This is a genomic window from Prevotella conceptionensis 9403948 (assembly GCF_000312305.1).
Classification (GTDB): domain Bacteria; phylum Bacteroidota; class Bacteroidia; order Bacteroidales; family Bacteroidaceae; genus Prevotella; species Prevotella conceptionensis.
Map to the genome: position 1 here is coordinate 1 of NZ_HE999444.1, position 11,772 is coordinate 11,772.

Genomic DNA, 11,772 nt, shown 5'->3' on the forward strand with positions numbered 1-11,772 from the left:
GCCTCAGCCGTGTCGTCGGCCTCGCTTTTTGCGGGCGTCGCAGGACGCAAGTGCCGCGTGGCGCGTTACCTTTCTTTTGGCTTGCTTGTGCGATAGTCAACCCCTAATCAGGTGGTTATTGCGGCGGTGTCCCACCTCTTCCCATTCCGAACAGAGAAGTTAAGCCCGCCTGCGCCGATGGTACTGCAATGCAATGCGGGAGAGTAGGTGGCCGCCTTTTTTCATACGAGAGCCCTGAGTGCGAAGACTGCACTCAGGGCTTGTTCGTTTTTGGGAGTTGGTGAGGGTTTAAGTTTGAGGGCTGGTGAGTAAGTGAGTTTAAAAGGTTTTGTGTTTATAAGTTTGTAAGTTAGTGGAATTGAAAGTGCATTAGTTTGTGAAATTATAAGTCGATGCGTTTATAAATGTCTGAGTTCAGGTTTCAAAATACCGAAAAGGCTTGTTTGTTTTGCCGTGTTTTCTTCTTTCAAGCAAGGCTTGTATGGATAGTTCGTGTTTTCTGTTCTACTCTTCCTTTTTTTGCTTAACTATCTGCTTTACAGCATGTTGTACAATTTTTAAAGTACGGTTTTTGCATTAAAAGTTTGGCTACATCGGTTTTATTTCGTAACTTTGCATGCGATAAGAATAAGGATAAACCCTTCCCCTTGTTTCGGAAGAGCTTATTCGCTAAGGTATCTAACGGGACTGAGATTATTCACTTAACTTATTTCTCATAAAGTAATAGTCGCGGGCAACAAATGTGCTATAATCAGATGGCTTACATGCTCAGGTCTCATAAATAAAAAATTATGGAGAGATTAAAGAGAATTGTATTTTTATGTATTACAATTTTAAGTTTACTGCCGGGCCTAGCCCTTGCAACATCGAATGAGGATAACACGGCGGACAACAGCGTGAACTGGGAGCCGGTTATGGATGCGATTATTCAGGTGGAAAGTGGTGGAAACAGATTCGCCAGAAGCGGTAAGTCTGTTGGAGCCATGCAAATAACACCGATATGCGTTAGAGAAGTCAACTTGTATCTCAAACAATTGAATATCAAGAAGGCTTACACACTTAAAGACAGGTTTAGCGTTCAGAAGTCGAAGGAGATATTCCTTCTCATTCAAAAGCGTCATAATCCACAAAACAACATTGAACGGGCCATACGCGCTTGGAATGGTGGATTGAAATACAGCAATAAAGGGACGCAACGCTATTACGAAAAAGTAACTAGAGCAATGAATAAAACTACTTAATGCAGTGATAAATGCTCTAACATGCAATAAAAGGGGGATGAACGATTTATTTCGTTTGTCCCCTTTTCTGTTTCACACTGCTTTTATTACCCAATGCGTAGCCCATTTTGGGGTCAGTCGTAAAACCCAGTTGCAATCCTCCTCCTCAGGCACATAATTTTGCCTTACACAACTTTAAACCCCAGTTGAAAACTCCTACACCTTAATATATACGCGCGCGAGGGCGAACACCTCAACAAAACCTGTTCTGCAAACAGGGGGCACCGCATAAACGTATTTTATTAGGCTGTAATAATTATTTCTTCCTATCTTTTGGCCGTATCTTCCAATTGTCGTAACTTTGCTCAAACAAATTATGCACACCCAACAAAAGGCGTTTGCAAGGGCGTGCATTAAGTCGGAATAGAGCCGAATACAAACGATAAACAATCAATTAAATAAACCAACATTATGTCTGAAAACAAAAATTATCTAGTGCCTATCGCATTCTTAGGCCTGATGTTCTTTTCTTGCGGCTTTGCGTTAGGCATCAATTCGCTATTGGTGCCAGTGTTGCAAGAGTCGCTCAACGTACCATCGGCTGGTGCCTACCTGCTTATTGGCGCAACATTCATTCCCTTTTTGATATTCGGTTATCCCGCTGGTCAATTAGTAAAGCTTATTGGCTATAAGCGCACAATGGCCGTTGCGTTTTTGTTTTTTGCCCTTTCGTTCGGTGTGTTCATCGTTTCGGCCAGTCAAGAAAGCTTTGTGTTGTTCCTCGTAGCATCGTTTTGTTGCGGAACGGCCAACGCATTTCTACAAACGGCCATTAACCCATACATCACCATTCTTGGTCCCGTAGAGAGTGCAGCCAAGCGTATCAGCGTTATGGGTATATGCAATAAGCTGGCCTGGCCCATCTCGCCGTGGTTCATCACATTGGTTGCAGGCGAACATCTTACCGTTAGTCAACTAGATAAGCCCTTTTATATCATCATCGCCGTGTTCCTTGCACTTGGTGTTCTGTCGTTGATGGCTCCGCTGCCTGAGGTGAAGGCGGCAGGCGAAGACGAGAATGAGGCATCAAATAGTGCCGAAGATGCTCAGGTTTCGCAATATGCCAACAGCAAGAAATCTATTTTCCAGTTCCCTCACTTGGTGCTTGGAGCCTTTGCCATCTTCTTTTATGTAGGTGCCGAAACCATCGCTTTGGCCACGCTTATCGACTATGCCAAGGGCCTTGGCCTAGAAAATGCCGAGAATTATTCGTGGATTACGCCTCTTTGCATTAGCGTGGGTTATATATCTGGCGTTGTTCTCATTCCCAAATACATGTCGCAGACTCGTGCCTTGCAAGTATGTACCATCATCGCCTTAGTGGGTACGTTGCTTGTTGTGCTGTTGCCTGGTGCATTGAGCGTGTTTAGCATTGGCGTTATCGCTTTGGGGTGTTCGCTGATGTGGCCTGCATTCTGGCCTTTGTCGATGCAAGATTTGGGTAAGTTCACCAAGTCGGGTGCATCTGTTCTTACTATGGGCTTGATTGGTGGAGCCGTTGTAACGGTTCTTTTCGGACTTCTTAAAGACAACTACGGACCACAAAACGCCTATTGGATTTGCCTTCCCTGTTTCCTCTACATCGCTTTCTTCGCTTTTAAGGGACATAAGCTGAGATAAAAGCCGTTATAGTTGGCGAGTTGACAAGTTGACAGATTGGCAAGTTGACAAGTTATAAGTGGACGACAAATGATGGTCGAGAGCCAATAATTTTGGAATATATCAATAGAAAGCCTGTCTTAACATCATGATATTAACTTATCCAAAGAGGCACTCGAAACCCTCTTCATAGGTTTCGGCACAGCAAGGGGTGTGAGTCTTATTAGGCTCACATCACTTGTGTGCCGATGTTCACACGAGAATTAAACATCTATTCCTACGTTCATGTTCACCCTACCGCAACCTCATTGAATGACAATAGAAGGTGTTTAGAAAGAAAGTGTTCAAAACAAGCGTTGTTGAGCGAAAGAAGAATTTTGACGATCATTGATGAGACTCTTCGAATACCGTGGAATAAAAGAAGGAGTTGGTGTCATTTATAAATCTCAATTTTCGATAGACTAGTTCTAAAGCTATTTCTTTTTGCCTATAAATAGATTTAAAATGAAAAAAGACAGCTGTATTTATATTTTCGTTTGTTGTTTTGGCTTGTTATGGTAAAGCAAAAATGGAAATAAGGAATGAAACTTGTTTTAAAATTAAAGCTGCAGATGATACCATGCGATGAAAGGTTGAAGATCTCATATTGTGATGTTCGAATTTTAGATTGTCTTTCAGTGAAAAGATTATCCATGCGGAAATTGAAGAAGGTAATGGCGTATATGTTATTCGTTTGTTTGAATCTGGCACTGGAGCAGAAGCTACGAGTACACAAGTTTGGTTGATATTGAACGCCGATGATAACTCGTTAAAAGACGTAACGTTAGATCCAATTAAGCCAATCCACTTAAAATATAATCCTCAACTTTTGTAATATAAGCCGTTGTTTGGACTTTAAAATAACACACTAATATGAGATAGTGTTAAGACAAACAGTACCATTAGTAGGTGGTGATGTAGTTGTTAAAGAAAAGGTCTTCCATATAAACAATGGCAAATTTGTACAAAGCAGGAAAATGATAAATACGGATGGTTATAATGATCTAGACTAGCCACTCGTGTACTCAATGCTCATCAAATAACAATTGCATAAATAATTGGGTATAAAAAATTATGGATACTCTTTATAGATACAAATTCTCCAATGTCTTAACTTATCCTCCATACATGTCTGCGATATGGGTAGGGGTATTCATCATGTTCGGTTATTTCATAATCAAATTCTTTTGCCCTACCGAATATTATAATTGGTGGATCATGTCTTGCTCCTTCTGTGCTATTGTGTATATGTGCATCTATTTGTTGCATAAAATCTGCAATAAGACCGTACTTGTGTGTTATACCAAGGAATATGTCGTTTTCCAAATAGGAAAGAAAGAAAAACGTTATAGAAAAACAGATTTATTAGGCTTTTATAGTCTTGATTATATAAATACAAGTCAATACAAAATAGCGATACAGTTTGTATTTAAAGATGGTTTTAAGTTAAACCTGTTTGAAGATAGTCCATTTGAAAAGTCAGAAGAGGACAGACTTCAAAAGAATGAAAGTCTGAAAGAGTTTCTATTAACTTCAACCCATTATTTTGGTTTTAAGTTAAATAAAAGAGTTAAATGGCGAAGTAGGCTCTCCTCATTGAATTATGCAGACACCTGGTATACAAAATAATGGTGAGTGAGTGCAGCAGTCTTATGATTTAAAATCAAGAAATAGTGGGATATAAATTAAGGTTCACAGACATAACGACGCTACGCCCATATAGGTTTGCTGTTGGTGGAGCCCTTTGGGGGGTGTGTAGTTGCATGGCTACTTATAAATTACGTCTCCTACAATCTCCTTTTATTGGCGAGATTGTTTTTGTACTTAGGTGTCGCTTACGTATTAATTCTGCTAGTGCGTATATTTTATAATCAAACCAAGCCCATCAAAAAAGTAAAATGGCGCACACGGACTAATATCTGTAATGTATGGTACTCCAAATAATTCCATATACGAGTTTGGAACAACGAAGAACACCATTCTTGCTGGTTGCAAGGGGTAAACGTCATTCCGATATACCTGTTGCGATTTGAAAATTCGTCAACTTGTCAACAGGGGGACTTCAAAAAGTTGTTTGGTTTTCTTTTTCTTGTTTTTCACCTTGAAGTTGTCCTGACCTCAGCTCACAAACTCACGTACTCGTCACCACAAAACTTAAATCTGGAACTAATATTTAAAAAGGCGTCGTGCTTTCGACATTTTCTAGCGAAAAGTATGCTTGCAAATTATACAATTAGCCGCAAATCTCAGCATAACGCAGCTCTTTATTTGTTCATTTTTTGAGCGTGTCGCCTGCATTTTGCATCGCTTAGGGTTTCTAGATGCTTGTCGGCTCGTTTGTTTATGTTCTTGGTCAAGCCCTCTTCCTATCCAAACGCGTGCCAAAGGTTGTCGTCGGGTAGGGGAGCCTCAACGCAGATCGTTTCTTTAGAGACGGGGTGAACAAACGAAATCCTTCGAGAAAGCAGGGAGATACTGCCATCGGGGTTGCTTCGCCTTGCTCCATACTTTAAGTCGCCCTTGATGGGGCAGCCCATAGCGGCCAACTGGCAACGTATTTGGTGGTGCCGGCCAGTCATCAGTTGCACTTCTAAGAGCGTGTAGTTTTCGGAGCGGCCGATAACCTTATAGCTAAGTATGGCCTTCTTTGCACCTGCCACTTCGTGGTTGTGGGCATAGCTCTTGTTTTGTTTTTCGTTGCGCGTGAGCCAATGTACCAATTCGCCCGTTTCGTTTTCGGGAGGCGACTGTACGATGGCCCAGTAAGTCTTTTCCACGTCGCCCGTTCTGAAAAGGGCGTTCATGCGGCTTAACGCCTTGCTTGTTTTTGCGAATGCCACAAGCCCCCATACTGGCCTGTCGAGCCGATGAACCACTCCTAGGAACACGTTCCCAGGCTTGGCATACTTTTCTTTGAGGTAGCTCTTTACGATATCTACAAGTGGCACATCGCCGGTTTTGTCGCTTTGAACTATCTCTCCACTATGTTTAGAAACGATAATGATGTGGTTGTCTTCGTAAACAGGAATCATGATATCTAAGGATTGGGTGTGTATGGGGTGGGCAAGGTTCTCGGTTCACAAGTGCACTGGTAAATAAATTGACCGATTGTGTTGGCAAACTTGCCATCGCTTGTTCGGGTTAAAGCTTATTCTGAAAAGTACAAAGTTAACATTTAGAGCTGCCTTAACCGCAAACGTTGGTTCGGCGAAAGGGCACAACGGCCTTTTCGCCGAACACGAATGCTTGTGTGTAATTACGTATTCATACCGCCGTCTACCTGGATAACCTGTCCGCTTACATAGCTAGATAGGTCGGAGGCGAGGTAAAGTGCGCAGTTGGCTACGTCTTCAACGGTTCCACCACGGCGCAAAGGAATTTGGTTCATCCATTCTTTACGTACCTCATCAGACAGTTCTTGCGTCATGGCCGTATCGATAAAGCCAGGGGCAATGGCGTTGGCACGAATGCCTTTGGGACCCATTTCTTGGGCTACAGACTTGGCCAAGGCAATCATACCAGCCTTAGAGGCGGCATAGTTGGCTTGTCCGGCGTTGCCATGAACACCTACAACAGATGCCATGTTGATGATGGAGCCACCACGTTGGCGCATCATTACGGGGATGACAGCGTGAATGAAGTTGAATGCGCTTTTGAGGTTTACGCCGATAACGGCGTCCCACTGTTGTTCGGTCATGCGTAGCATAAGGCCGTCTTTGGTGATGCCGGCGTTATTCACGAGGATGTCCACCGAGCCAAAGTCTTCTTTCACCAGTTTAACAACCTCTTCGCTTTGTGCAAAGTCGGCGGCGTTGCTGGCATATCCTTTGGCTTTAACGCCGAGAGCGGCAATTTCGGCCTCGGTAGCCTTACCGTTTTCGTCGATAACCAAGTCGGTGAATGCGATGTTTGCGCCTTCTTGTGCAAACTTCAATGCGATGGCTTTGCCAATGCCGCGGGCAGCACCCGTAACAAGGGCAGTTTTGCCTGTTAATAATCCCATTTTGATTTTATTTATGTTAGAAAATACATTGATTTCGTTAGGCAAAGGTACAAACTTACTTTGACATGGCAAAACAATGTTTGTGCCTGTTGCCTGTTAGCCGTTTTAGGGGCTAGTCGGCACTGTGGATGATTTTGCGGTTTACGCCTCCGCTTTGCTCACGTAGTATGAGCGTGGTTACACCGCCATTATAGTACATTTCAACCGTTGCTTGCCGGTGTCCGATTTTATAGGAAATGCCAATTAGCCCGTTCTTATCCACGTCCACTTCTTTGCTCTTCGAAGGAAGTTTGGGCAGCAACATCTCTGCATTGTCGATGTCTCCTCTTCGTATCGTTTCTTGATAAAGAACTTGCATCGATGGCGTTTCTGTAAAGAACTTACTTTCAATTTGTGTCATGCCACCATCCTCTTGGGTGTACTTCGTTGTCGTGTCGGGGGCAACAGGGCGTTGCATTGGCGTGCTGTCTTTCATTGTTGCCGCCGCTTTGGCGGCTTGTACAGTGGCGGGTTTGGTGGTGTGGCTTCGTTCTTTTGACCTTGATGCCGTGCACGCAGCCATGAATATAGCCACGAACGAAAATAATAATGCGGCGGCTTTCATTGCTTATTGATGCGTTTGCCCAATGCGCCATACACCACCTTTGCCACCAATGGCTTGCTGGCCTCTTCGGTTAGGCCATGCCCCAAGCGGCCGTAGATGAAGGGCACTTCAAGTCCTTTGATACAATAGTGTGTGATGTCGGCCACTAGTTCCACGTTGTCGATGTCAAATTCGCCATCGGCTTTGCCCTCAGCATACACCTTCCTGAATAGTTCAATCTCGTCTTCGTCGAAGTTTTTGCGCATTTTCTCCACGGTCCAGATGTTCCTGAAGAACTCTGCACGTAGGTTTCCGTTGCGCACCACCGTTTCTTTTATCATGCTTAGGTGGGTGTATATCAGCTCGATAATCTTGTCTTGGGGACTGATTTTCTTCGCCGCCACCTCGTCTAGCTTGTCAGATAGGCGTTCCAGTTCGGCTTCAATCACGGCATAGTACACGTCTTCTTTCCTATTAAAATAGGTATAAAGCGTTCGCCTGCCCTTTCCCGATGCCACGGCGATGTCGTTCATCGTGGTGTTTGCCACGCCGTTTCGTGCGAATAGCTGGCGCGCCACGTCCACTAGCTTTTGTCTTGTTTTGGAAATGGACATCTTCGTTTCCTCCTTTCTCTAATCTATATGCTTGCCGCACGTTGTTGCACACGGCTTAGTTAATGTGCAAATTTATTGTTTTTTTGTCGAATGAACAAATTATTGGTTTGTTTTTTAGAGAGAGGCCGCCTTGCTTTTGGTATTTCTGTAAATTGAGAAGAGTATATTATCTTTGTGCCGTAAAACCAAGATAAACACTCCTCTCATATACAGAGTGCAGGACAAAGACACGATAAAATCTGAGAGTCAGTTCCATTTGTCTGTGGCAAAACGTGGTTAGGCCTTAAAAAGTTTCCTGTCATAAGTCATTCAATACATTCTACACAAGTTGAAAACTAGCTGTCAATGGCGTATTACTTCTGCGTTTTTCATGATGTTGCCTCCGTTGGCCGTGGGCAGCATGCCCTGCAATCGCTCGCACTGGTGGTAGCAAGCGCACGTGTTCTCTGTGCCGTTGCCTACTCGCGCGTGTATGAAGTATAATCGTTTTGTCTAACTTTTAATAATGATTTTAACATTATGAGTGCCTTTTTTGCCCACCAATCGTTCACCTTGCCGCAAAAAATCGATTCTCGCGGAGGTTTGTTTTGGTGCCAAAAGGGGGCAGTTGTGCATGCAGACAAAATGAATTTTTATTTAAAACGACCGCCACTAATACCCGTTTTGGGGCGATTTGCAGCAAAATGAAGTGCGTTTTGGTGCTAAATGCAGTGCGTTTTGCCGCTAAATGCAATGCGTTTTGGTGCAAAATGCAAGGTGAATTGGTGCTAATTGCGAGACGAAAAGCATAAATATCCGCTGCAATGGTATAAATAAAACCTTTTAGAACCATGAAAAACATGGCCGAAAAGGGTGAAATAGTCGTTAAAAAGTGGGTTTTTAGGGGCTAAAAGCAGGTTGTTGGGCTTTAAAAAAGACGAGCCGACAACCCAAATAGAAAGGCAAAATGGTGCAAAATGCAGGTTTTGCTCTTAAAAACAGCCAAAACAAATAACGAGAAAAGCCCAAAATAGGGGTGATTTACCTACTTTATGGCCTACATTTTCGCTAGAATGAAACGAAAATTAGAGCTGTGTTGTAAAATAAAAGATAATAATTTAAGATTTTGGTTTGATGAGTTTGTAAGTTGATGAGTTGATACCCTCGGGAGTTGTTGGTTTTTATCTTGGTTTTACAGCACAAAGGCAATAAACTTCTCTCAATTTGCAGAAAGATTAAAAGTCAAGACGGCCTCGATGAGATAGTATGGACGAATGCAAATTGATATGCCATTTTAGGGCATCGCGCCTTATGCTGTTAACATACAAAGTGCGTGTGGTTATGTTTAGCACTTGTTCGTAAAATCTAACGTACTGCAACAGAGTTTTTTCTTTGTCGTTTAAAAAGAAAATGCTAATTTTGCAGAACAACCATAACACTCAATCCTCATGGACACACGCACAACCCTTACACTTAATGGTCGCAGTTACGACGTCAACTTGTTTGACCAATGCTTTTATCGTCTCGTAGGATGGCGAGGAAATCTCTTATCGCACTATCCCGACGACGGCAACCTATATGTGTCGATGGGGGCTCCTAATGACTATTTCATCTTAGAGTTAATGCTCAAAGACGAAGACAAACCTCGCGCACGAGGAAGTCTCGAAATTTACGACGGGTTGGGCGACCTACCTGTGCGCCGCATACAGTTCAATGAAGCCTATATTTGGCGACACAAACTATCAGGAGAGGCCATTTAATGTTGAAGGTAAATGCAATTTGGCATAAGATTGGCGATAAGTTTGTAATTAACAATAACATAGATGCGTATGTCGATGGTCAAAACCTCATTGTCAAAGAATAATAAGTATAAGAAAGCTGTTTTGTGGTGGCTGCTATGCCTTATTGGTCTTTTCATTTTGTTCGTGTGCATATACTTCTTGGTATGGGGAATGATGATGCAACCAAAGCCGAACAATCAGCCAGTACATTCAATTAGAGAAAAGCAGTTCTTTAGCGACTTGGAGGAAAAAGAGGGCTGGACTGGTGCAGACAGATACATTTATAATGTAGACAAGGAAGGAAAATCTTTATTCCAAAACCAAATTCGGTTGGATAAAAACTATGCATACATGTTTACCATAGAAATTGAAGACTCCTCAACTTTCTATTCCTTACCAGCAAATGTCGAAGATACAATTGCCCTACATTTATATAACTATGTTCTCGAGAAATCGCCAAAACTGCAAAAGATCGTTGTTGTATTCTCTTATGAAGAAATACTTAACGAACGCGCAAGTGTGGGACATGGACTAACTGCAGAGTATGAAATTCGCGGCAAAAAGCTTGTCAAGTTAAAACGTGTAAAGGAATGATATGGGGCATTTGTTGTTGTCACACCACCAACGGTTGGTAGCTGCAGTACATAAACCTAGGTACTGCACGTTAGATGAGCGGCCAATAGGGTAAAGGCGCAAGTTGTTGTGGCTAGGAACGTTCTTTTCTCGTTCCTCGAAAAGTGCGTTTTCTCGCCATGACAATGTTCGAGCAAACTCGGCATTGTTCATTTGGCTTAACGAAAACGTTCTTCTCTCGTTCCTCGAAAAGTGCGTTTTCTCGCCATGGCAATGTCCGAGCAAGCTCGACATTGCTCATTTGGCTTAACGAAAACGTTCTCTTAAAAGAGTATTTCGCATCGATCGGGTTGTTAATGACCATAGAATCCGCGGAATAACTCGGTATGGCGTTTATCTTGATAAAACTGCTACATTATCCACTACACATGCATCTACTATTGCCATTGTTGTCTTTGCGTATATTAAGCATTTGAAGGCAATAAAGGTTGTGCCCATAAAGACAAAGAATAAGGTAGAATATGCGATAGTAGGGAAAAATGCAATTTGGTATAAGATTGACGATAAGTTTGTAATTAACAATAACATAGATGCGTATGTCGATGGACAAAACCTCATTATCAAAGAATAATAAGTATAAGAAAGCTGTTTTGTGGTGGCTGCTATGCCTTATTGGTCTTTTCATTTTGTTCGTGTGCATATACTTCTTGGCATGGGGAATGTTGATGCAACCAAAGCCAAGTTATCAGCCACAGTTATCCAACAAGGAAGAGGAATTCTTCAAAGCATTGGATAAAAGGAAGGGATGGAGTAACACTACTAGATTTATTAAGAACATTAATAACGAAGGAGAAAGAATACTCTTAGATACAGTTATGTTAGATAAGGATTATGAATACCTATTAACAGTAGAAATAGAGGATTCTGCCACTTTCAATTCGTTGCCTGTGATGATAGAAGACACTATCGCTTTGATGCTTTACAATCATATATTATGTGGACCTTCAGCACTTAGAAAAATGACAATAGACTTCTCTTATGTTGAGCAACTTGCAGAAGGTCTAAGCGTTGGTCACACGCTTACTGCCATCTATGACGTTCGAGGCAAAAGGCTTGTCAAGTTAAAACGTGTAAAGGAATGAAATGGGGCATTTGTTGTAGTCACACCACCAACGGTTGGTAGCCGCAGTACTGAAACCTAGATGCTGCACGTTAGATGAACGGCCAATAAGGTAAAGGCGCAAGTTGTTGTGGCTAGGAACGTTCTTTTCTCGTTCCTCGAAAAGTGCGTTTTCTCGCCATGACAATGTTTGAGCAAGCT

General features: G+C 42.4%; 11 protein-coding genes, 1 rRNA gene and 1 pseudogene. 7 read left to right on the forward strand and 6 right to left on the reverse strand.

The window, feature by feature from the left end; translation table 11 throughout:
• Positions 1–107: 107 nt before the first annotated feature.
• The 4 genes from rrf (at position 108) to BN93_RS18380 (ending at position 4,547) form a co-directional block, all read left to right on the forward strand.
• Positions 108–220 (forward strand): 5S ribosomal RNA (gene rrf, locus BN93_RS02140).
• A 571-nt stretch (positions 221–791) separates the two neighbouring features.
• Positions 792–1,241 carry a lytic transglycosylase domain-containing protein gene (locus tag BN93_RS02145; RefSeq protein WP_019186710.1) on the forward strand — a complete coding sequence of 150 codons (450 nt, stop codon included), beginning with the start codon at positions 792–794 and terminating at the stop codon, positions 1,239–1,241.
• Positions 1,242–1,691: 450 nt separating this feature from the next.
• Positions 1,692–2,900, forward strand: coding sequence for an MFS transporter (locus tag BN93_RS02155; RefSeq protein ID WP_019186712.1), 1,209 nt, complete (start codon positions 1,692–1,694; stop codon positions 2,898–2,900).
• Positions 2,901–4,211: 1,311 nt separating this feature from the next.
• The gene (locus tag BN93_RS18380; protein ID WP_232211085.1) at positions 4,212–4,547 is read left to right on the forward strand and encodes a hypothetical protein; all 336 of its coding nucleotides are present in this window, start codon (positions 4,212–4,214) and stop codon (positions 4,545–4,547) included.
• Positions 4,548–5,284: 737 nt separating this feature from the next.
• Here BN93_RS18380 and BN93_RS02170 read toward each other — a convergent pair.
• The 5 genes from BN93_RS02170 to BN93_RS02190 form a co-directional block, all read right to left on the reverse strand.
• Positions 5,285–5,950 carry an RluA family pseudouridine synthase gene (locus tag BN93_RS02170; RefSeq protein ID WP_019186715.1) on the reverse strand — a complete coding sequence of 222 codons (666 nt, stop codon included), beginning with the start codon at positions 5,948–5,950 and terminating at the stop codon, positions 5,285–5,287.
• Between the two features lie 224 nt (positions 5,951–6,174).
• Entirely contained in the window at positions 6,175–6,921 is a 747-nt protein-coding gene (fabG, locus tag BN93_RS02175; RefSeq protein ID WP_009230419.1) for a 3-oxoacyl-[acyl-carrier-protein] reductase, read from the reverse strand.
• A gap of 112 nt (positions 6,922–7,033) precedes the next feature.
• A complete protein-coding gene (locus tag BN93_RS02180; protein WP_019186717.1) occupies positions 7,034–7,525 on the reverse strand; it encodes a hypothetical protein in 492 nt (163 codons plus the stop codon).
• On the reverse strand, positions 7,522–8,118 hold the full coding sequence (locus BN93_RS02185) for a TetR/AcrR family transcriptional regulator (protein WP_009230417.1): 597 nt from the start codon (positions 8,116–8,118) through the stop codon (positions 7,522–7,524). The genes BN93_RS02180 and BN93_RS02185 overlap by 4 nt, the downstream gene beginning before the upstream one ends.
• Positions 8,119–8,665: 547 nt before the next feature.
• A complete protein-coding gene (locus BN93_RS02190) occupies positions 8,666–8,959 on the reverse strand; it encodes a hypothetical protein (protein WP_019186718.1) in 294 nt (97 codons plus the stop codon).
• Between the two features lie 586 nt (positions 8,960–9,545).
• Between BN93_RS02190 and tssD the strand changes: the two genes are divergently transcribed.
• The 3 genes from tssD to BN93_RS02210 all read left to right on the forward strand — a co-directional run bounded on the left by tssD (position 9,546) and on the right by BN93_RS02210 (position 11,593).
• The gene (gene tssD / locus BN93_RS02195; RefSeq protein ID WP_019186719.1) at positions 9,546–9,857 is read left to right on the forward strand and encodes a type VI secretion system tube protein TssD; all 312 of its coding nucleotides are present in this window, start codon (positions 9,546–9,548) and stop codon (positions 9,855–9,857) included.
• A gap of 69 nt (positions 9,858–9,926) precedes the next feature.
• Entirely contained in the window at positions 9,927–10,472 is a 546-nt protein-coding gene (locus tag BN93_RS02200; RefSeq protein WP_052311355.1) for a hypothetical protein, read from the forward strand.
• Positions 10,473–11,047: 575 nt separating this feature from the next.
• Positions 11,048–11,593 carry a hypothetical protein gene (locus BN93_RS02210; protein ID WP_052311356.1) on the forward strand — a complete coding sequence of 182 codons (546 nt, stop codon included), beginning with the start codon at positions 11,048–11,050 and terminating at the stop codon, positions 11,591–11,593.
• On the opposite strand, the pseudogene BN93_RS18385 reads toward BN93_RS02210, so the two are convergent.
• Positions 11,573–11,772 (reverse strand): annotated as a pseudogene (locus BN93_RS18385) (hypothetical protein); the annotation flags it as partial. The gene BN93_RS02210 and the pseudogene BN93_RS18385 overlap by 21 nt on opposite strands.